Genomic DNA, 20920 nt, shown 5'->3' on the forward strand with positions numbered 1-20920 from the left:
CGTGCTCCGCCCGATCGGGCGGGCCCACTGATGCGCGTCGTCGTCACGGGCGCGGCAGGCATGCTCGGTTCGAGCATCGTGCAGCAGTGGCCGAGCCTGCGCCCCGATGACGAGTTGGTCGCACTCACACGGGCCGAGGTCGACCTTCGCGATGCTTCCGCGACCGCCGAGGTGATCGCACAGCTCCGGCCCGACGCCATCATCCACGCTGCTGCAAGGGTGGCGGGCATCGCCGACAAGCTCGAGCGACCGGCAACGTTCCTGCAGGAGAACATCCAGCTCGACAGCAGCATCATCTCGGCGGCGATCGCCGCTGAGGTGCCCGAGTTCCTCTACGTTTCAAGCGGAGCAATTTATCCGGCGGATGTGCGCCAGCCCATCGTTGAGGATGACCTCCTGGGCGGGCCCCTCGAGGGGGCGAACGAGGGCTATGCGCTCGCGAAGATCACCGGCACGAAACTCTGCGAGTACGCGAGTCGACAGTACGGCTGGGCGTATCGCGCTGCTGTTCCCAGCAACCTCTACGGGCCCGGTGACGACTTCCGCCCTGGTCGTTCGCACCTTGTTGCCTCTACGATCGCGAAGGCCTATGACGCAGTGCGCGCCGGCGACAAGTCACTACCGGTGTGGGGCGACGGCACGGCGCGGCGGGAGTTCACCTACGCTCCGGACCTGGCGGCGTGGCTCGTCACCGAAGTGGGCGAGCTGGAAGCATGGCCCGCCATGCTCAATCTCGGCGTCGGCGTCGACCACTCGATTCGTGATTACTATGAGGCAGCCGCACGGGCGGTCGGGTTCACGGGCGAGTTCGACTACGACACTTCCAAGCCGTCTGGCGTCATGCAGCGGCTCCTCGATTCGAGCAGGGCGCGAGCCCTCGGCTGGAACCCGACGACCACTCTCGACGAGGGCTATGCCGCGACGACCGCGGCATACCTCGCGTCGCACAACCCCGAGCAAGGATCCACGCAATGACCGAAGCATCCCAGGGTTTCCCCCTCGCTACCTCCAGCTGGGACGAGGCGGAATATGCCGCCATCCAGCGCGTCGTTGACAGCGGCCGCTTCACGATGGGCCCGCTGGTCAAGCAATTCGAGGCAGAGTTCGCCGCACACTTCGGCGCGGGTTTCGGCGTCATGGTCAACTCCGGAAGCAGCGCAAACCTCTTGGCGGTGGCAGCAGCCGTGCTCGACCCTCGGATCGACCTGAACGCTGGAGACGAGGTGCTCGTGCCGGCTGTGTCGTGGGCGACGACGTACTACCCGCTCCACCAGTACGGCTTGATCCCGCGTTTCGTTGACATCGACATCGACACCCTCAATATGGACCTCGACCTCGCCGAGGCAGCGGTTGGGCCGAAGACCAAGGCGATCTTCGCGGTCAACCTCCTTGGCAACCCGAACGACTTCACGCGCTTGACGGCTCTCGCCGAGAACCGCGGCCTCGTTCTGCTCGAAGACAACTGCGAGTCCCTCGGCGCGCGCCACGAGGGCACATGGGCGGGCGCGGCGGGGCTCATGGGCACGTTCAGCGCCTTCTTCTCGCACCACATCTCCACCATGGAGGGCGGCGTCATCCTCACCGATGATGAGCAGCTATACCAGGAGCTCACGTCGCTCCGCGCTCACGGCTGGACCCGCGAACTGCCCGAAAAGAACTTCGTGCACGACAAGACGGGCGACCGCTTCGACGACCTCTTCCGCTTCGTGTTGCCCGGCTACAACGTGCGGCCGCTCGAGATGTCTGGGGCGATCGGCATCGAGCAGCTGAAAAAGGTTCCGTCCTTGGTCGAAGGCCGCCGACGCAACGCAGAATACTTCGTCTCCAAGTTCGCCGGCCTCGACACGGTGCGCCTGCAGCGTGAGACCGGCGAGAGCAGCTGGTTCGGATTCTCCCTCGTGCTTGAAGGCGCTCTCGCGGGACGTCGGGCCGATGTGGCGCGCGCCCTTGAAGCTGCCGGTGTTGAGGCGCGGCCGATTGTGGCCGGCAACTTCGCGAGGAACCCAGTGATGCGCTACCTTGACGCGGTCGTGCCCGAGGAGCTACCCGCTGCAGACAAGGTGCACGTGGACGGGCTGTTCGTCGGCAATCATCACTACCCGGTCGAGCCGGGCATCGACCTCGTGTTCGAGACCCTCTCCGCCCTCTCCTGAGCGCCTTCAGGAGTCGGATGCTGCGGCTCAGCCGCGCTGAAGGGCCTTCCTGAACGACTCAAGGGTCTGCTCTGCGACCTTCTCCCACGAGAACTGCGCTGACCGCTCGAGACCGAGCCTCGTCAGTTCCCGCTGACGCTCGGGGCGAGAGGCGAGGCTCCGTACTGCCCGCGCCAGGTCGGCGGGATCTCCCGCGGCGAAGTAGTCGGCCGCATCCGCCCCCACCTCGCGGAAGACCTCGGTGTCGGCGAGGATCACGGGCAGGCCGATTCCCATGGCCTCGAGGGTCGGGAGCGAGAAGCCTGTCGCGAGTGTCGAGTCGATCAGCGCCGTTGCGGTGGCGAACAGTTCAGTGAGCTCCTCGGTCGGCACCCACGACTTGAGTTCGACCCAGCGCTCTAGGCCGAGTTCGCGCACGAGCGGAATGAGTGGGTCGTCTCCGTGGCTTCCGGTGATGACGAGGCGAGGTCGCTCGTTCTCGGGAATCTGTGCCCACGCCCGCACCACGGTCCCGAAGTCCTTATAGGGGCTGCGCTGGCCGATCGCAAGGAAGAGGTCTGACGCCCGGGTGAGACCGACGCCCACGGAGGGGTCCGGTGCGCGCCCCGCGAGAGGGATGACATCGATCCGGTCGTCATCGAATCGGAGGTATCGGCGGATGGCGCTCGCCGAGTACTCGCTGATCGTGATGAGCCGCGAGGCTGCCGCGGCACCCCGCTTCTCCATCCACTTGACGGGCTCGGTGAAGAGCTTCGTCTGCATGAGTTCCGGGTGCGAGAAATACAGCAGGTCATGCACGGAGATGACGAGCGGCGCGGGCGGACGAAGCGGCCCGAACATCGCGGGGCCGTGGATGAGGTCGGCGCCCGCCCGCTTGGCTGCCCGCGCGACGCTGAACAGTTCGCCGAAGGCCCAAGTGACTCGGTTCTCGCCGCTGATGCCAGAGTCGATGACCTCGCCGGGGAACCACGAGTGATCGCGCTCCATGAGTTCGGTGCTCGCGTATCCCACGAACGTGAACTCGCCCGGCTGTTCGCCGAGCCTGCGGTAGAGCTCACGAGCATAGATCTCAATACCGCCCTTCGTGCCGGTCGACTGCAGGAGGTTCACGAACACGAGAGGCATGCGCCCATGCTAGCGAGCGTGCTGGCGCCGCTAGGCTCGACGGCGTGACGACCATCTCCGTGGCTCTTGCGACCTACAACGGCGAGCGTTTCGTCGCTGAGCAGGTGGAAAGCATCCTTGCCCAGTCGCGGCGCCCCGACGAGCTGGTCGTTGCTGACGACGGGTCGACGGATGCGACGCTCGACATCATCCGCGCCACCCACGAGGCCGCGCGAAGCGGGGTGAGCCTCCGAGTTCTCGACCCCGGAGGGCGCCGCGGCGTGACGAAGAACTTCGAGCGCGCCGTCAGCGCCTGCGAGGGCGAGCTCATCGTGCTCAGCGATCAAGATGACAGGTGGCATCCCGATCGGCTCGAGCGGGCCGCAGCATCCTTCGAGGCCCGACCAGGTCTCCTGCTGCAGCACTCGGATGCCCGACTCGTCGACGCCGCCGGCCGACCACTCGACGTGGGACTGTTCGAAGCGCTCTGGGTGTCGCCTGCTGAACGTCAGGCGATCCATGGGGGAGAGGCGTTCTCGGCGTATCTCCGCCGCAATCTGGTGACGGGGGCGACAGTCGCGTTCCGCGCAACGCTGCTGGAGTACGCCATGCCGTTTCCCTCGACATGGGTGCATGATGAGTGGCTCGCGGCGATCGCCGCCGCTATTGGCGAGGTTGAGCTCGTCGAGGAACCGCTCATCGATTACCGACAGCACGGGGCCAACCAGATCGGGGCCACCAAACCCACGCTCCGTTACCGCATCTCGCGCATGCTGGAGGAGCGTGGCGATCGCTACGAGATACTCGCGGTGCGTGCTGAGGCGCTCGCCGACCGGCTTGCTCAACTTCCCGTGCCCGAGGCGATCCTCGCGGCGGCGCGCGACCGTGCGCGCTTCGACCGCGTGCGGGCGGGACTGCCGCGGCGGCGCCTCGCCCGGCTCGGCACCGTGCTGGACGAGCACAGGGCGGGTTCCTATCGGCGCCTGTCGAGCCAGGGCGCCCTCGACGTGTTCCGGGACATCCTGCAGCCCGCCCGTGATGGAATGAAGCCATGAACGTCACGATCCGGGAGTGTGCGGCATGACGGTACTGGTCACCGGTGGAGCCGGCTACATCGGATCGCACGTCGTGCGCCTCCTGCGTGAACGAGGCACTTCGGTGGTGATCGCCGACGACGTCAGCAACGGCGTCCGCGCGCGCACAGAGGGAATCCCCACGCTCGAGATCGATCTCGCGACGGATGTGACGCCCAAGGTCCTGCGCGACTTCGTCACCGAACACTCGGTCGACTCCGTCATCCATTTCGCCGCCCGCAAGCAGGTCGGCGAGTCCGTGCAGCGCCCGGCCTGGTACTACTCGCAGAACGTCGGCTCCCTCGCAAACGTGCTGATGGCGATTGAACAAACCTCCGTCGAGCGCGTCGTTTTCTCCTCGTCCGCTGCCGTCTACGGCGAACCCGACACGGGGGCGGTTGCAGAAGACGCTCCCACGAGGCCCATCAACCCCTACGGTGAGACCAAGCTTGCCGGTGAGCAACTCCTTGCCGATTCGGTCACGGCACTTGGCATTTCCGTCACGTCCCTGCGGTACTTCAACGTCGCGGGCGCTGGATGGCCGGACCTCGGTGACACAGCGGTGCAGAACCTCGTGCCCATGGTCTTCGAGCGTCTGGATGCGGGCGACCAGCCGAAGATCTTCGGCGACGACTACCCGACGCCGGACGGCACCTGCATTCGCGACTACATCCATGTGCTCGACCTCGCCGAAGCGCATCTCGCCGCCTTGGACCACCTGGATGCCCGTCGGGGCGCGGGCGAGCGGCCTGCAGCATCCGCGTTCAATGTCGGAACCGGGGAGGGCAGCAGTGTGCGTGAGGTTGTCGACGCGATTGCCCGTGCCTCGGGTATGGCCCTTGAGCCCGAGGTGCTGCCTCGGCGCGCGGGCGACCCGCCCAAGCTCATTGCGGACCCCACACGGATCCGGGAGGTGCTCGGCTGGCAGGCGCGTCACGGGCTCGATGAGATCGTCGCCTCCGCCTGGCGAGCACACATCGCGGGCTAAATTTTCGCTTAGGCGACCGTGCTGGCGTCCCTCGGGAGTCGCGTGCGCCAACTGAGGTTTCGTGATGCCATGACGCAGCAGATCACCAGCGTGAGCCAGCCGAAGCCGACCAACAGGGAGCTCTCTGCGAGCGAGGTCACGGCCAGCACCAGGAGCACCAGCGCGGGCCAGACATAGATGATGGTGCGGCGACGGGTCGCGAGCAGCCACGACCTGACGAGCGCGAGACCCAGGAGGGCAACGAAAGCAGCGAGGCCCACGAGCCCGAGCTGGAGCGCGGCGTCGACGAATCCGTTGAGTGCCGAGGCGTGTCCGCGCCCGGCCACGAGGAACCACGAATACGGCGGCACATCGCGAGGCCAGATCCCGACCCATCCGAAACCCTCGATCGGGTGCAGGCGACTCAGCCCCAGCACCTGCATCCAAAGCGTGTACCGCAGCTCGAACTCGCTCCCCGCGTTGAGCAGGTCGATGATGCGCTGGCGTGCGACCCATACGATCACGAGTGTCGCGCCCACCACGACGACGAGCGCGATGTTGAGCGCCTGCCGCAGCGGCACGCTCGCACGACGGATGCCGAAGAGCACGGCGGTCGCGACCGCCAGGACGGCGAGCACTCCAATGGTGACAGGGGACTGTGTCAGCACGACGACGAGGAGCGCTCCCGCGAGGGAGGTCGCCGAGACCCAACGGCTCACCGAGCGGGTGGCCACCTCGACGAAGAAGGTCATGACGGCGATCGCGGCCACGACTCCGAACTGGTTGCGGGTCTCCATGAGCCCCTCGAGCGGACCCCCGAGGGGCAGATTGCCCGAGATGCCCAGGAACGGGATCGGCATGTCGATGAGGAGTCCGGAGAAGACCTCCATCGCCAGCGAGAGGATGAGCACCACTCTCAAGACGTCGCCCACGGCTCGCACGAGCTGGAGGAGGTCACGACTCAGCGCGATATAGACGCCGAGGAACGCGACGGCCACCTGGTAGGCGACTCCGCCGAGGGACGCCCAGTTGTACTGGCTCCACACGACCGAGGCCGCGCTCCAACCGACGAACACGAGCAGTGAGATCGGCAGCATCCCCTGCCACTCGATCTCACCCCGTCTTCCGTAGAGCGAGACGCCGCAGAACATGGCGAGGGTGGCGAGCATGGCTCCGTAGCCCCACCATCCGATGATTGCCGTGATCGGGTGCGCGAGAAAGACGATGCCGAGAGCGGTGAGCGTCGCCGTCTTTGTGAAGGCCGCCGATGCAAAGAAGGCCCACCCCGCATCGGGGATCAGTCGCGTGCCTGGGGTTGCCATGGGGCCTTCAGGCTACGGCATGGCGGTCGGCCTCGCGTGTAGAGTTAGGCGACCCAATCCAGCCCCTCACCCTTTTATCCCGTGGAGGAAACACCGATGAAGCGCGCACTCATCACAGGAATCACGGGCCAGGACGGCCTCTACCTGGGTGAGTTGCTCATCTCGAAGGGCTACGAGGTCTACGGCCTGGTGCGGGGGCAGAACAACCCCAAGCTCGACACGGTGCGTCGCATCCTTCCCGAGGTCAAGCTCATCTTTGGTGATCTCACCGATCTTCCGAGCCTTCTCCGTGCCCTCGAGACAGCGCGGCCCCATGAGGTCTACAACCTTGGCGCGATCTCCTTCGTCGCCTACTCGTGGGAGAACGCCTCCATGACATCGGATGTCACAGGCAAGGGCGCCTTCAACATGCTCGAGGCCACGCGCCTATGGGCTGGCTCAAAGCTCGACGATGTCCGCTTCTACCAGGCGTCGAGCTCCGAGATGTTCGGCAAGGTGCAGGAGGTTCCCCAGCGGGAGTCGACCCTCCTGTGGCCGCGCTCGCCGTATGGCGTCGCGAAGGTCTTCGCGCACTACATGACGATCAACTACCGCGAGTCCTATGGCATGCACGCGTCGTCGGGCATCCTCTTCAACCATGAGTCGCCGCGACGCGGCCCGGAGTTCGTGACCCGCAAGATCACGCAGGCTGTCGCGCGCATCTCGCTAGGGCTGCAAGAGACGGTCGCGCTCGGCAACCTGGACGCGAGCCGCGACTGGGGCTTCGCTGGTGACTACGTCGAGGCGATGTGGCTCATGCTGCAGCAGGAGCAGGCCGATGACTATGTGATTGCCACGGGGGAGACCCAGACTATCCGGGAGCTGCTCGAGGTTGCCTTCGGGCACGTGGGCATCACCGACTGGGAACGCCACGTCACGCAGGATCCGCGCTTCATGCGCCCTGCCGAGGTCGACCTGCTGGTCGGTGACCCGGCGAAGGCCCGCGAGACCCTCGGCTGGAAGCCCAAGGTCGATTTCCGTGAGCTCGTGCAGATGATGGTCGACTCCGATATCGAGGACCAGCGGCAGACGAGCCGCTGAAGGCTACCGCCGCACGGGCATCCAGCGCACCGGCGCATCCGGGCTGACGTGCACGCGCCGCGTGGCGAAGGCGAGGTAGGCGAGTAGAAGCCATCCGTACTCCAACAGGAGACGGCTCTCGACGAGGCTCTGCACGAGCAGGGCGGTCAACAGCAGGATCGGCAGGAGCGAGAGTGCGCGGTCGCCGCGGTGGGTCGCGGATGCGCCATCCAGCGCGATGAACCAGGTGCGTGTCGCGACCGACAGCACGAGGGCGCCGAAGACCATGAGCCCGATGATGCCGAGCTGCAGCCAGACATCGAGCCAGGCGTTGTGGGCGTGGAGTTGTTCCGTGTCGTTGCGGATGACGAGCCCGTCAAAGGGCTCCACCCACGGCACCCAGTAGCTGACCCAGCCCCAGCCCGCGACGGGGCGTTCGGATGCGAGGCCGGTGACGATGCGCCAGTTGTCGAGGCGGCCCGTCAAGTCGCCGCTCTTGCCGAGTAGGCCGAGCAGGCTGTCGCGGAAGAGGATCGCCACGGTCACGATCGCTCCGGCGACGAGGAACGCGGCAGCGCCCGCCGCGAGGCGTGGCGGCCCCGAGGGGATGCGGTGCATGAGGCGCACGAGCGCGAGCACGAGCAGGCACGCCACGATCGCGACCGTGATGGTGGCGGATGCCGTCAGCACGACCGTCACGGCGGCGACGACGAACCACACGGTCGTGTCGAGGCTGCGACGCTTCGGCGTGGTGGCGTCGGCGGCCCGGGCATCCGCATAGGTGACGGTGTCGCGGTCGACGAACCAGCCGATGCCGAAGACGATGAGCCCGAGCAGGGCGATGAAGCCGAGCGTGCTGGAGTTGCCGACGATGCCCTGGATCGGCCCGCCCGTAAAGAGCTCGGCGCGCGACCACGCGTACATGATCGGCACCTCGCCGACCTTCCAGTCGGTGAAGAACGCGAACACGGGCTGCCGCACGAAGATCGCGACGACCAGTTCGAAGAGGAGGGAGAACGCCAGGATCGCCGCGACCGCCCTGCGCAGCACTCGAAGGAGCGCTCGCCAGTCGAGCGCGAGCGCGAGGAGCCCAGCGCCCGCCGTCGTGACCCATTGCGCGGTGGCGCCGAGTGCGGTCCACTGCGGGTAGGCCGACCAGGCGATTGAGGCGGTCGCGAGCACGAGGAACGCGAGCAGGGGGTAGGGGAAACTGTCCGGACGAATGTCCCTCCAGCGACGCACGAGCATGACGGCGCCGATGACGCCGAGCACGGCGATGAGGATGCCCCAGCCGAGCCAGCTGATCGAGTTGCGCCAGGCATCGCCGGCAAGGAGGGTGAAGAGCACGAGCGTGGCGTATGCCTCGACGCCGCGCTGCGGTGAGGAAACGGTCCGGGGCATGCCCATGATCCTACGGCCCCTCCGTAACACGTCGGGGGCGAGCCAGGCACGGTACTTTGGTAAGTCCCGACCCGTCGTGCAAGTCCCCTTGGAGTGTGCCGTTGTTCCGCATCACGAATGACCCCCGGCCTTATGCGTGGGGGTCTCGCACGGCGATCGCCGAGCTTCGAGGTGTCGAACCCTCGGGTGAGCCTGAGGCGGAGTTGTGGCTTGGCACGCATCCGGGGAGCCCGGCGCGGGTCGTGGGGGCGGATGCCACGCTCACCGAGGCCATCGCGGCCGAGGGTGGCGAGAACCTCCCGTATCTTCTCAAGCTGCTTGCAGCCGCCAGCCCGCTCTCGCTGCAGGCACACCCGACGGCGGAACAGGCTCAGCGGGGGTTCGAGCGGGAGGAGGCGGCAGGCATCCCCGTCGATGCCCCGCACCGCAACTACCGCGACCGTTCGCCGAAACCCGAGGTCATCCTCGCCGTCAGCGAGCGCTTCGAGGCGCTGTGCGGCTTCCGCGACCCGGTCGAGTCGTCGGCGGCGATCCGCGAGCTCGCCGATGGCGACCCGTCGCTTGAAGACCTGGCCGCTCGTGTCGAACGCGGTCCGCTCCGTGATGTCTTCGAGTGGCTCATCACGAGGGGCGATGGCGTGCAGGAGCTTGTCGCCACGGCGCAGCGACTCGCCGAGGCAGGGGATGGTGCTGCGGCCGACACGGTACGCCTGCTCGCAGCCAAGTATCCGGGGGATCCCGGCGTTGTGATCGCCCTACTGCTGAACAGGGTGGCGCTGCGGCGAGGCGAGGCGCTCTTCCTACCCGCCGGCAACATCCATGCCTACCTGAACGGCCTGGGCATCGAGTTGATGACGGCATCGGACAACGTGCTGCGCGGTGGGCTCACGCCCAAGCACGTGGATGTCGCCGAGCTCCTGGGTGTGCTCGACTTCACGCCGGGCCCGCCCCCGCGCATCGTCCCCGAGCAGGTCGACACAGGGGTCGATGCGTTCCGACCCGATGGCGTCGAGTTCGAGCTCGTGCGGGCGCGCGAGGGAGGGACGTTCGTCGCCCCAGGTGGCTCGGTAGCGCTGTGCATCGCTGGGAACGCCGAAGTGCGAACGGATGCCACGGAGCTCACACTCTCCCAGGGAGAAGCGGTCTACCTCTCCCGCGGTGAGTCGGCGCGGGTGCATGCTGCGCCACACGGGGAGGTTGTGGTCGCCTCGAAGAGGTGACCGGCCCGCTCAGCCCGCTTCGCGTGGCGCGAACATCTTGCGGTAGGCGGTCGGGGTCGTCTTCAGTGTCTTCGCGAAGTGGTGGCGCATGACGGATGCTGCGCCGAAGCCGCACTCTGCCGCGATCGTCTCGAGGCTCTCCTCGCTTGCCTCGAGCAACTGTTGGGCCCGCAGGAGCCGTTGCCTGTTGAGCCAGGCCGCCGGGGTTGCGCCCATCTCGGCGCGGAAGCGTCGTGCGAAGGTGCGGGGGGACATGAGGGCCCGCCGTGCCAGGTCGGCGATGGAGAGCTCCTCGCTCAAATTCTCGAGCATCCAGTCGGCGATCGGGGCGAAGGAGTCGCTCGCGCACTCGGGCACCGGGTTGCCGATGAACTGCGCCTGGCCGCCGTCACGCTGGGGCGGCACGACCATGCGTCGCGCCACGACGTTGGCTTTGGCGGCGCCGAGCTCCGTGCGAACGATGTGCAGGGCAGCATCGATGCCAGCGGCGGTGCCTGCGCCCGTGACGACCTTGCCGTCGGAGACGAAGAGCACATCGCGGTCGACCGTGGTGGAGGGGAAGTCCCGCGCTAGCCGTTCCGTGTACATCCAGTGGGTCGTGCTGCGGCGACCGTCGAGGATGCCCGCCTCGGCCAACATGAACGCGCCGGAGCAGACGCTGAGCACCCAGGCGCCCCGTTGCTCGGCCGCGCGCAGCACGTCGAGGTAGGCGGGGTCGTAGTCGCCGAAGGCGTGGGCGGGAACCGCGATCAGGTCGGCCTCGGCGGCGACGGAGAGGTCCTGCTCGATGAGCATCTCGAAGCCGAGGCTCGTACGCACGGGGCCCGGCCGCGCGGTCGCGATGGCGAAGTCGAAACTGGGGCCGCCCGTCTCACTGCGATCGATGCCGAAGACCTCGCAGATGACCCCGAACTCAAAGGGGGTTGTGCCGGGCGGGACGAGGAGGACGACCTTCTTCAACATGGCGGTTCCTGACGCTTGGCGTGATTTCGATGATCATTGGCATTCTGCCGCTCGTGGCGGAATTTGTCCATACATAGCGTTACTGCCATGGAGATTGTGATGGCAGGATTGGGTGTCATAGTCGCAGCCAGCATTGCTGCGACCGTACGAGCGCTCGGGAGCGATGGTTACCACCGCATTCCGCCCCGGCGATGGGGCGCGAGACGGGGGAGCGAGCACATCCGGTGACGGATCGTGACAATCCCGTGGCGCGCCGTAAACTCTCTAGGAGCACTTGAGGCTTTACGATTTGCGACTTGACTCACGCGAACTACACGGGTGTAATTACTGCAGTGCGTTTTTCGCGCACGTCGCACGCAGGGCCGAGGGGAGAGTGTGATATGGCGCCGGACCTACAGCGGAGGGGAGTCCCCGACGACTGGTTCGTGGACCCGGTGTCACTCGGGGTCCCCGGAGTGCGTCGTCCCACGGCGGATGACGAAGACAACGCGCTCGCCTGGCAGGCAGACTCGCTCTGCGCCCAGACCGACCCCGAAGCCTTCTTCCCGGAGAAGGGCGGCTCGACCCGCGACGCCAAGAAGATCTGCACGTCGTGCGAGGTTCGCGTGCAGTGCCTCGAATACGCGCTCGCCAACGACGAGCGCTTCGGTATCTGGGGCGGTCTCTCCGAGCGTGAGCGGCGCAAGCTCCGCAAGCGTGCGGTCTGACGAACTGACGCGCCCCGCCGCTCCTGCGTGTCTTGACGCCGGGTTCCCGGTCAACACGTAGTCTCGAACAGATGCGCCAGAGAGTCACCGCCGTGCTTGTCGCCCGTGATGGGAGCGACACCCTCGAGCGAACCCTCGCCGCACTCAAGGCGCAGACTCGCGCCCCCGACGTGGTCGTCGCGGTCGATGCGGGGTCGCAGGACTCGAGCGAAGCCATGCTCGCCGCCTTCGGGCCGACCAGACTCACGGCGCTTCCGCTGAAGGCGCCGACCACCTTCGGTGCAGCGGTGGGACACGCCGTGGGGGCAGAGCAGTCCGAAGACCCCGAGGCCGAGTGGCTCTGGCTACTCGCCCACGACAGTGCGCCGCGCCCGGAGACGCTCGAGCGACTCCTCGCCGCAGTCGAGATCGCCCCCTCCGTCGCGGTGGCCGGCCCCAAGGTCATGGATTGGTCACGACCGGATGTCATCGCCGACTTCGGCCAGTCGATGACCTCGCTCGGCGCATCCGTCTCCCTCGTGCAGGGCGAGCTCGACCAGGCGCAGCATGACGTGTCGGAGGACGTGCTCGGTGTTGCCGCGACCGGCATGCTCGTGCGTCGTAGCGTCTTCGAACAGCTGGGCGGCTTCGACCCGGGACTCCCCGGGATCGACTCCGGCCTCGATCTGTGCGTGCGCGCGAGACTGGCCGGGCATCGCGTCATTGTCGTGCCGGCCGCCAAGGTCTCGTCGATCGGCGCTCCCGAGATCCTCGGGAACGAGGTGCTCTCGCCCGCCCGACGCGCTCGCCTGGCGCGGGTCGCGCAGCTGCATCGCCGGCTGGTGTACGCCCCCGCTCCCGCGATACCGATCCACTGGCTGAGTCTGCTGCCCCTCGCGCTGCTGCGCAGCGTCTGGCACCTGCTCGCCAAGCGGCCGGGGCGCATCCCGGGAGAATTCGCGGCCGCGTTCACGGCGGCCTTCGACGGCAGGGTCGCGGGTGCTCGTCGCAACCTGGCACGCGGCAAGCGTCTCGGCTGGTCGGCGATCGCACCCCTGCGCGTGACGGTGGCCGAGGTGCGCGAACGCCGTGGGCAGGCGCGCGAGGCCTTCTCGGCCTCGGGCGCCACCGTGGATGACCCCCGCATCGGCTATCTCGGCGGGGGAGGCCTCTGGGTGGCCGTGTTCGCGGCGATCGCGGGCGTCATCATGTTCATGCCGCTCCTCGGCGCGCAGGCGGTCATGGGTGGCGGGCTCCTGCCGCTCAGCCCGACCATCGGCGACCTCTGGTCGAACGTCGGGGTGGGCTGGCGCGACATCGGCACGGGCTTCTTCGGCCCTGCTGACCCCTTCGCCGCCGTGCTCACGGTAATCGCGTCCCTCACCTTCTGGAACCCCTCCCTCAGCATCCTTGCGCTGCACGTGCTGGCGCTGCCTCTGGCCTCCGCGACGGCCTGGTTCGCCGCGCGACGTCTCACCCGCTCGCCCTGGATCCCCCTCGTCGCCTCCGTGCTGTGGGCGATCGCGCCGCCATTCGTCGCATCGCTCATGAGCGGCCACCTCGGCGCCGTGATCTCCCACATCCTCCTGCCCTGGTTCGTGCTCGCGCTGCTTAAAGGCGCGCGCTCGATCTCGGCGTCGGCCACCGCGACACTGCTCTTCGCCGTCATCGCCGCGTGCACGCCCGTGCTGGCACCGGGTCTCCTGCTCGGCTGGATCGCCTGGATGGTCGGCAACCCCCGCAGCATCCCGCGGCTCATCGGCGTGCCGGTGCTCGCCGTCGTGCTCTTCGCACCGCTCGCGATCGAGCAGTTCCTGCGCGGCACCCCGCTGGCACTGTTCGCCGACCCCGGTGCGCCGACGATTGCCGGCGCCACCTCGGGTTGGCACCTGGCCCTCTTCAGCCCGAGCGAGGGACTCGGCGGCTGGGCCGACGCAGTGTCGAGGCTTTCGCTTCCCGGCACGGCGGCCCACATCACCGTCGCCGCGCTCCTGGCCCCCATCGCGGTGCTCGCGCTGCTCTCGCTCATGCTGCCCGGAACGCGCCGTTCGGTGCCGGCCCTCGCGGTCGCGCTCCTCGGCCTCGTCACGGCCGTCGCGGGGTCTCGCGTCATGGTCACGGGTCTCGGCGACACCGCCGTGCCGATCTGGCCCGGAAGCGGGCTGTCCCTCTTCTGGTTGGGCCTGCTCGGAGCCGTCGTAGTGGCACTCGAGGGGCTGGCGGTGGCCGAGCGCAGGGGTCGCCTCGCGGGGGTCGCCGGCGTGGTGGCATCCGTCGCCGTGCTCGCCGTGGCGATGCCGCAACTGCTCGCGATGCATCTCGGCACGGCGCGCATCCACGCGAGTGACGGTCGTCTCGTGCCCGCCGTCGTCGACGCCGAGGCGCGCACGTCCCCCCAGATCGGCACGCTCGTGCTGACGCCCACGGCTGAGGGAGCCCTGCTGGCGAACCTCCAGCGCGGCACGGGCGCGACACTCGACGCGCAGTCGACACTCGCATCCACGGCACAGGAGGTCACGAGCGACGAGGAGACCCTCGCCGAGCTCGCGGGCAACCTTGCCTCCCGCGGTGACTACGAGCCGCAGTCAGACTTCGAGCGCCTCTTCATCGGCTTCGTCGTGCTCGCCGCGGGGGAGTCGAGTGAGCATGCGGCCACGGCGGTCGCGCAGCGCACGAGTGATTCCCTCGACGGACGAGCGGACGTCACGGCGGTCGGCCAGACCGATGTGGGCCTGCTCTGGCGAGTCACCGAACGGCCCTCCGCCGAGCCGGAGACGCGTGTCGGCAACCTCGACACGCTTGAGGGGCGCGTCGTGCTCGGCGTGCAGGGCGGCGTCGCGCTCATCGTGTTGCTGCTCGCCGTGCCGACGCGGCGACACGCGAAGCCGCGGATGCAAACGCTCGACGAGGGCCCGGCCACGACCTTCGATGAGGATCTCGATGACTGAGCGACACGACGAGACGACACCGGGCACAGGCGCTGACGACAGCGGCGACATCGACCTCAGCGCAAGCCCGCGAGGCGACTGGCGGATGCCCGTGCACGAGGACCTCGACGAGCCGACCCCGACGGCGCCCACTCCGCGCGCCCCTCGCACGGTCAAGGGTGCCGCGATCGCCTCGGCGCGCATCGCGACGGGCGTGATCGGCATCGCGGCGGCCGCCGTCGTGCTTACCGCGACCGTCGCGCTGCCCCTCCCGGCCCTCACGGCGGAGCCACGTTCGCTCCTCGTCACCCCCGTCGCGGCGCATCAGGAGCGGGTCTGCGCTGGCCCCCTGCTGCGGCTCGGTGACGACACGGGAGCCCAGGCGACCACGGCGTCGGCGCTCGGCGAGCCCGTCGTCACAAGCGGCACCACGGGCGGCGACGCCGACGAGCTCTTCTCGCGGGATGCGCTCGGCCAGGGTGCCGGGTCAAGCATCGTCTCGCTCGAGACGGGCGAGGGCGAGCAGGAGCTCCTTGCCGCGAGCCAGTCCCAGTCCGTCGCGCGCGGCGACTTCGTGGGCGCGGCGGCGGCCGAATGCCTCGAGCCGAGTGATGACATCTGGCTCGTCGGCGGCGCGACGACGACGGGCCGCACGACCCTGCTCACGATCGTCAACCCCGGCGAGGTGGCGGCGACCGTCGAGATCACGGTCCACTCGGATGCCGGCATCGTGACGGCTCCCGGCACCGCCGGCATCGCGATCGCGCCGGGGGAGCACCGCGTCTACTCGCTCGCAGGCCTCACGCCCGGCCTGTCATCTCCTGTTGTGCGAGTGCAGAGCGAGGGCGCGCTCGTCTCGGCCAGCCTGCAGCAGTCCACCGTGCGCACCCTCGAGCCGGGCGGCCTCGACTTCATCACGGCCTCGGCGGCGCCATCCACCGAACTCGCCATCCCCGGCATCGTGTTCCCCGACCACGAGGAACTCGAGGAAGCCATCGCGGGCGAGGACTACCTCGATCTCAACGCGGCCCTGCGGATGTTCGTGCCCGGCGATGAGCAGGCGCACGCCGTCGTGACCATGGTCCCCGTCGGCCGGGACGGCGCTGCGAGCAAGGAGGATCCGGTCGACGTGACCGTGACCCTTGACCCCGGACGCGTCACCGAGCTTCCCATGAGCGAGTTCGAGGCGGGCCGCTTCGTCGCCGTCATCACCTCCGACGTGCCGCTGGTCGCGGGCGTACGGGTCGCGACGGTGGATGAGGACGGCGCGAACGACTTCTCCTGGCTGTCCAGCGTCGAGGCCCTCGAGGAACGCGCCCTGGTCGCGGTCGCTCGCGGCGTCAATCCCGTCATGAGCCTGTACAACCCGAGCGATGAGGAGGTGGAGGTGCTGCTCAAGCGGGGTGACAACGAGCGCACCATCACGGTTGCCGCCCGGTCGGCGACCTCAGTGCCGGTCGCCCAGCAGGCGACCTACGCGCTCGAGGGATTTGAGCAACTGCAGGTCGGCATCGACTACAGCGGTTCCGGCACGATCACTGCGCAGACCGTGAGCCCGAGGGCCCCAGGGTCGACACCCATCGTCGTCTACCCCTAGCCACGGGGCATCCGCCCGCCTCTCCCGCTTCAGAAGTGGCGGAAGCGGTCGGGGGCGAGGTCCCACGGATCCTTGCCCAGCAGCTCCGCGACGGCGCGGAAGACGCAGCTCTCGATCGCCATGCGGCGGTGGGCCTCGTCGTCGCGGTGCAGCCGCGCCATCCGCTCGATCGGCAGCCGGTAGAGCACGATGCGCTGCTGAGAGGGAAAGACCGACCAGCGGGCCACCGCGTCGCCGCTCGCCTCGCCAGGCACGGAGGCCACCTCGAAGCGGGTGTGTGCCAGCTCCTCGGGCCAGAGCTCGCGAAGGTAGCCAGCCGCGGATGCGACGGTCATGTCGAAGACATCGATGCGCGTGTGCAGCGGCGGCAGGTATGGGCCGGCAACCGATGAGCGCATGCCGCGGCCGTGGCGATCGCGCCACCCTCCGCGCTTCGATGCGCGTGTGCTGCGGGTCCTGGCCATGACGCCAGTCTAGGCTGGTGCCAAATGAATGGACGGCCCTGCAGCAAGGTCGCGTGCACGAGCGCGGCGATCTCCACGCTCACCTATGACTATCGCGACTCGATGGCGGTGCTCGGGCCCCTCAGCCAGAAGTCGGAACCGCACACCTACGACCTCTGCGAGAAGCACTCCGAGCGGCTCTCTGCGCCGCAGGGGTGGCAGGTCATCCGTCATGTAGCTTTGGGAGCATGAGCGCCGCACAGCCCGTTGACCTCTCCCCGTTCATCAAGGCCTACGACGTTCGCGGCCTGGTGGGCAGCCAGTTGACGGATGAGGTTGTCGAGGCGCTCGGTGCTGCGTTCGTCGACGAGGTGGATGCCGCGGGTGGCGACGTCATCGTCGGCCACGACATGCGCGACTCCTCGCCCCGCTTCGCGGCGGCCTTCTCGGCGGGTGCGCGCGCCCGCGGCGGCAACGTCGTGCTGATCGGACTCTGCTCGACCGACCAGACCTACTTCGCCTCCGGTGCCCTCGATGCGCCCGCCGCGATGTTCACAGCGAGCCACAACCCGGCGACCTACAACGGCATCAAGTTCAGCCGGGCTGGCGCGCAGGGCATCAGCTTCGACACGGGCCTGCGTGGCATCCGTGACCGGGCGACGGCCTACCTCGAGTCGGGCATCACCCCAGTCTCGCAGCCGGGATCGCAGCGGGAGCAGGACGTGCTCGCCGACTATGCCGCCTACCTCCGTTCGCTCGTCGACCTCTCATCGACCCGGCCCCTGCGCGTCGTCGTCGACGCTGGCAACGGCATGGGCGGCCTCACGGTGCCGGCCGTGCTGGGCACTGCCGCCGGGCTTCCTGAACTGCCAATCGAGGTCATCCCGCTCTACTTCGAGCTCGATGGCACGTTCCCCAACCACGAGGCGAACCCGCTCGAGCCCGCCAACCTCGTTGACCTCCAGGCGGCCGTCGTCGCGGAGCAGGCCGACCTCGGCCTCGCCTTCGACGGCGACGCCGACCGCTGCTTCGTCGTCGACGAGAAGGGCGCGCCCGTCACGCCCTCGGCGGTGGCCGCGGTCGTCGCGCTCCGCGAGATCGACCGCGTGCGGGCGGCGAACCCAGACGAGCACGTCACGGTCATCCACAACCTCATCACCTCGCGCTTCGTGAAGGAAACGATCGAGGATGCCGGTGCCACGGCCGTGCGCACGCGCGTCGGCCACTCGCTCATCAAGGACGAGATGGCCGCGACGGGCGCCGTCTTCGGCGGCGAGCACTCGGCGCACTACTACTTCAGGGACTTCTGGGGCGCCGACAACGGCATGCTCGCGGCGATGCACCTCCTCGCGGAGTTCGGGGCGCAGGACGCCCCGCTGTCGCAGTTCGCCCGCCGCTTCAACCCCTACTTCCAGAGCGGCGAGATCAACTCGACCGTCACCGACGTGCCGGGCGCATACACGCGCGTCGTCGACGCCTTCACCAACGTGGGCGACTTCGACGAACTCGACGGGCTCACCGTCAGTGGGGCATCCGACGCTGGCTTCTGGTGGTTCAACGTGCGTCCCTCCAACACGGAGCCGCTCCTGCGCCTCAACGTCGAAGCCGAGACGGAGCCCGAGATGGAGCGCATCCGCGACCAGGTGCTCGCGCTCATTCGCCAGTAGAATCGGCGGATGCCTTCTTTCGACTTCAAGGTCGCCGACCTGAGCCTCGCCGAGGCCGGCCGACACCAGCTCCGCCTCGCCGAGAACGAGATGCCCGGCCTCATGGCCCTCCGCGAGGAGTTCGGAGAGAGCAAGCCGCTCGCGGGCGCGCGCATCGCCGGCAGCCTCCACATGACGGTGCAGACCGCGGTGCTGATCGAGACGCTCGTGGCCCTCGGTGCCCAGGTGCGGTGGGCGAGTTGCAACATCTTCTCGACGCAGGATGAGGCGGCCGCCGCGATCGTCGTCGGCGACGGCACTGTCGAGTCGCCGAACGGGGTCCCCGTCTTCGCGTGGAAGGGCGAGACGCTTGAGGAGTACTGGGCGTGCACGGAGCGCATCTTCGACTGGTCGGCCGAGGCATCCGCCGCGGGCGCCGACTGGATCGGCCCCAACATGATCCTCGACGACGGGGGTGACGCCACCCTCCTCGTGCACAAGGGCCGCGAGTTCGAGCTCGCGGGCGCGGTTCCGGATGCCGCGGCGGGCGACCCCCACGAGTGGACCGTCATCCTCGACACCCTGCGCCGCTCCCTCGCGTCGAGCGGCGACCGCTGGACCCGCATCGCGGCCGAGATCCAGGGCGTGACGGAGGAGACGACGACGGGCGTGCACCGCCTCTACGAGCTCGCCCGTGACGGCGAGCTGCAGTTCGCGGCCATCAACGTCAACGACTCCGTCACAAAGTCGAAGTTCGACAACAAGTACGGCATCCGCCACTCCCTGCCCGACGGCCTCAACCGGGCGACGGATGTGCTGATCGGCGGCAAGGTCGCCTTCGTCTGCGGCTATGGCGACGTCGGCAAGGGTGCCGCCGAGGCGCTCCGCGGCCAGGGGGCCCGCGTCATCGTGAGTGAGGTCGACCCCATCTGCGCGCTCCAGGCCGCGATGGACGGCTACCAGGTCACGACGCTTGACTCGGTCATCGACCAGGTCGACATCGTCGTGACGGGCACCGGCAACAAGGATGTCGTGACGGTCGAGCACCTGCAGGGGCTCAAGCACCTTGCGATCGTCGCCAATGTCGGCCACTTCGACAACGAGATCGACATGGCGGGCCTCGAGCGACTCGACGGCGCCGAGCGGGTCGAGATCAAGCCGCAGGTGCACGAGTGGCGCATGCCGAGCGGGCGCAGCATCCTGATCCTCAGCGAGGGGCGACTCATGAACCTCGGCAACGCCACGGGGCATCCGTCGTTCGTCATGAGCAACTCCTTCACCAACCAGGTGCTGGCGCAGATCGAGCTCTTCGCGCACGCGGAGCGCTACGAGAAGCAGGTGTATGTGCTGCCCAAGCACCTCGACGAGAAGGTCGCGCGGCTGCACCTCGACGCGCTCGGGGTGAAGCTCACGGCGCTGACGCCCGAACAGGCGGCGTACATCGGCGTGAGCGTCGAGGGCCCCTACAAGGTCGACCACTACCGCTACTAGCGGTCGGGGAATCCGTTCGGGAGCCCCTTCAGTACGGGGTCGAGCGCGGCCATGCGCTCGCGCTCGGCCTGCAGCGCACGGTACTCGCGATCGCGACGCACGGCCGCCACCCCCGCGAGGAAGACCTCCGCGTCGCACTCCGGCATCGGTGAGACGAAGCGGCTCGCTTCGCGCGCAAGGTCGGCGGCGATGCGGCGGCGCGACTGCTCGGAGTGCCCGGCCGCCTGGCGCAGGAACTGGGCGATGCGTCGGGAGAGTCCTCCTGGCATCCGCGCGACGTCCGCGGTACGTGCCCAGTCGGCGAGCTCGAGCGGCACGCCGTAGACGGGAGGCGTCTCCTTCGACACGCGTTCGTGCTGGCTGTAGGTGCCCGCGAGCAGGTCGCCGAGCCGCTTGGATCGCGGGTGCAGGATGGCGACAATCGTGGCGATGCCGCCGAAGGTGAGGAACAGTTCGACGACGCCAACGAGCGAGCGGGTGAGGGCGTGGCGAAAGCTGATCGATCCGCCATCGTCACGCACGATGCGCGCGCCGACCGCGAGCTTGCCGAGGGAGCGCCCCTGCGTGAGCGTCTCGACCGTCGTCGGAATCCCGACGACGCACACGACGAGCAGCACGATCGAGATCGCGGTGCGCGTGGCCTCGTCGAGGAGATCGCCGACGACGGGCATCGACACGACGAGGGTGACCCCGAGGAAGACGAGGAGGTAGGTGACCCAGTCGATGATCGCGCCGGCAGCGCGCAGGATGAAGTCGGCGGGGCGCAGGTCAAGCGCGACGGCTTCGCCCGTGATGAGTTCCTCGTCGAGGTGGGGTTCCACGACCGTGGTGGCGGATGCTGCAGCGGGCTCCGTCGACATGCCAGTAT

The 20920-nt window shown here is 68.3% G+C and carries 18 protein-coding genes; 12 read left to right on the forward strand and 6 right to left on the reverse strand.

The window, feature by feature from the left end; translation table 11 throughout:
* The first annotated feature begins 30 nt into the window (after positions 1-30).
* Together ACIQK7_RS09010 and ACIQK7_RS09015 are read left to right on the forward strand one after the other, a co-directional pair.
* The gene (locus ACIQK7_RS09010) at positions 31-975 is read left to right on the forward strand and encodes an NAD-dependent epimerase/dehydratase family protein (protein ID WP_403023538.1); all 945 of its coding nucleotides are present in this window, start codon (positions 31-33) and stop codon (positions 973-975) included.
* A complete protein-coding gene (locus tag ACIQK7_RS09015) occupies positions 972-2153 on the forward strand; it encodes a DegT/DnrJ/EryC1/StrS family aminotransferase (RefSeq protein ID WP_403023541.1) in 1182 nt (393 codons plus the stop codon). Before ACIQK7_RS09010 ends, ACIQK7_RS09015 begins: the two co-directional genes overlap by 4 nt.
* Before the next feature lie 27 nt (positions 2154-2180).
* Here the strand turns inward: ACIQK7_RS09015 and ACIQK7_RS09020 are convergent, their stop codons facing one another.
* The gene (locus ACIQK7_RS09020; protein WP_403023543.1) at positions 2181-3278 is read right to left on the reverse strand and encodes a glycosyltransferase family 4 protein; all 1098 of its coding nucleotides are present in this window, start codon (positions 3276-3278) and stop codon (positions 2181-2183) included.
* A 44-nt stretch (positions 3279-3322) separates the two neighbouring features.
* On the opposite strand from ACIQK7_RS09020, the gene ACIQK7_RS09025 reads away from it, so the two are divergent.
* The gene (locus ACIQK7_RS09025) at positions 3323-4312 is read left to right on the forward strand and encodes a glycosyltransferase family 2 protein (RefSeq protein WP_403023546.1); all 990 of its coding nucleotides are present in this window, start codon (positions 3323-3325) and stop codon (positions 4310-4312) included.
* Positions 4313-4337: 25 nt separating this feature from the next.
* On the forward strand, positions 4338-5318 hold the full coding sequence (galE, locus tag ACIQK7_RS09030) for a UDP-glucose 4-epimerase GalE (protein ID WP_403023549.1): 981 nt from the start codon (positions 4338-4340) through the stop codon (positions 5316-5318).
* 8 nt (positions 5319-5326) lie between these two features.
* Here the strand turns inward: galE and ACIQK7_RS09035 are convergent, their stop codons facing one another.
* Positions 5327-6619, reverse strand: a complete 1293-nt coding sequence (locus tag ACIQK7_RS09035) for an O-antigen ligase family protein (protein ID WP_403023552.1) — start codon at positions 6617-6619, stop codon at positions 5327-5329.
* A gap of 96 nt (positions 6620-6715) precedes the next feature.
* Between ACIQK7_RS09035 and gmd the strand changes: the two genes are divergently transcribed.
* Positions 6716-7699 (forward strand): GDP-mannose 4,6-dehydratase, encoded by a 984-nt coding sequence (gene gmd / locus ACIQK7_RS09040; RefSeq protein ID WP_403023555.1) that lies wholly within the window; start codon positions 6716-6718, stop codon positions 7697-7699.
* Between the two features lie 3 nt (positions 7700-7702).
* Here gmd and ACIQK7_RS09045 read toward each other — a convergent pair whose 3' ends face one another.
* Entirely contained in the window at positions 7703-9079 is a 1377-nt protein-coding gene (locus ACIQK7_RS09045; protein ID WP_403023558.1) for an O-antigen ligase family protein, read from the reverse strand.
* Between the two features lie 95 nt (positions 9080-9174).
* Here ACIQK7_RS09045 and manA point away from each other — a divergent pair, with 95 nt between their 5' ends.
* Positions 9175-10299 carry a mannose-6-phosphate isomerase, class I gene (gene manA, locus ACIQK7_RS09050; protein WP_403023561.1) on the forward strand — a complete coding sequence of 375 codons (1125 nt, stop codon included), beginning with the start codon at positions 9175-9177 and terminating at the stop codon, positions 10297-10299.
* A gap of 9 nt (positions 10300-10308) precedes the next feature.
* On the opposite strand, the gene ACIQK7_RS09055 is transcribed toward manA, so the two are convergent.
* Entirely contained in the window at positions 10309-11262 is a 954-nt protein-coding gene (locus ACIQK7_RS09055) for a GlxA family transcriptional regulator (protein ID WP_403023563.1), read from the reverse strand.
* Positions 11263-11642: 380 nt separating this feature from the next.
* Here ACIQK7_RS09055 and ACIQK7_RS09060 point away from each other — a divergent pair, with 380 nt between their 5' ends.
* From ACIQK7_RS09060 to ACIQK7_RS09070, 3 genes are all read left to right on the forward strand, one after another.
* The gene (locus ACIQK7_RS09060) at positions 11643-11969 is read left to right on the forward strand and encodes a WhiB family transcriptional regulator (RefSeq protein WP_403023565.1); all 327 of its coding nucleotides are present in this window, start codon (positions 11643-11645) and stop codon (positions 11967-11969) included.
* Positions 11970-12040: 71 nt separating this feature from the next.
* Complete coding sequence (locus ACIQK7_RS09065) at positions 12041-14896, forward strand: glycosyltransferase (RefSeq protein ID WP_403023568.1); 2856 nt, start codon at positions 12041-12043, stop codon at positions 14894-14896.
* Positions 14889-16472 carry a DUF5719 family protein gene (locus ACIQK7_RS09070; protein ID WP_403023569.1) on the forward strand — a complete coding sequence of 528 codons (1584 nt, stop codon included), beginning with the start codon at positions 14889-14891 and terminating at the stop codon, positions 16470-16472. The genes ACIQK7_RS09065 and ACIQK7_RS09070 overlap by 8 nt, the downstream gene beginning before the upstream one ends.
* A 29-nt stretch (positions 16473-16501) precedes the next feature.
* Here ACIQK7_RS09070 and ACIQK7_RS09075 read toward each other — a convergent pair whose 3' ends face one another.
* Positions 16502-16936 (reverse strand): metallopeptidase family protein, encoded by a 435-nt coding sequence (locus ACIQK7_RS09075; protein WP_403023572.1) that lies wholly within the window; start codon positions 16934-16936, stop codon positions 16502-16504.
* Positions 16937-16960: 24 nt separating this feature from the next.
* On the opposite strand from ACIQK7_RS09075, the gene ACIQK7_RS09080 reads away from it, so the two are divergent.
* From ACIQK7_RS09080 to ahcY, 3 genes are read left to right on the forward strand one after another with little or no spacing between them, the layout of a single operon-like run.
* A complete protein-coding gene (locus ACIQK7_RS09080; protein ID WP_147720613.1) occupies positions 16961-17167 on the forward strand; it encodes a DUF3499 family protein in 207 nt (68 codons plus the stop codon).
* A complete protein-coding gene (locus ACIQK7_RS09085) occupies positions 17164-18582 on the forward strand; it encodes a phosphomannomutase/phosphoglucomutase (protein WP_403023575.1) in 1419 nt (472 codons plus the stop codon). Before ACIQK7_RS09080 ends, ACIQK7_RS09085 begins: the two co-directional genes overlap by 4 nt.
* A gap of 9 nt (positions 18583-18591) precedes the next feature.
* Positions 18592-20052, forward strand: a complete 1461-nt coding sequence (gene ahcY / locus ACIQK7_RS09090; protein WP_403023578.1) for an adenosylhomocysteinase — start codon at positions 18592-18594, stop codon at positions 20050-20052.
* On the opposite strand, the gene ACIQK7_RS09095 is transcribed toward ahcY, so the two are convergent.
* Entirely contained in the window at positions 20049-20912 is an 864-nt protein-coding gene (locus tag ACIQK7_RS09095; RefSeq protein ID WP_403023581.1) for an RDD family protein, read from the reverse strand. The genes ahcY and ACIQK7_RS09095 overlap by 4 nt on opposite strands.
* Positions 20913-20920 lie beyond the last annotated feature (8 nt).

The sequence above is a fragment of the Salinibacterium sp. GXW1014 genome (assembly GCF_044769865.1).
Lineage (GTDB): Bacteria > Actinomycetota > Actinomycetes > Actinomycetales > Microbacteriaceae > Homoserinimonas.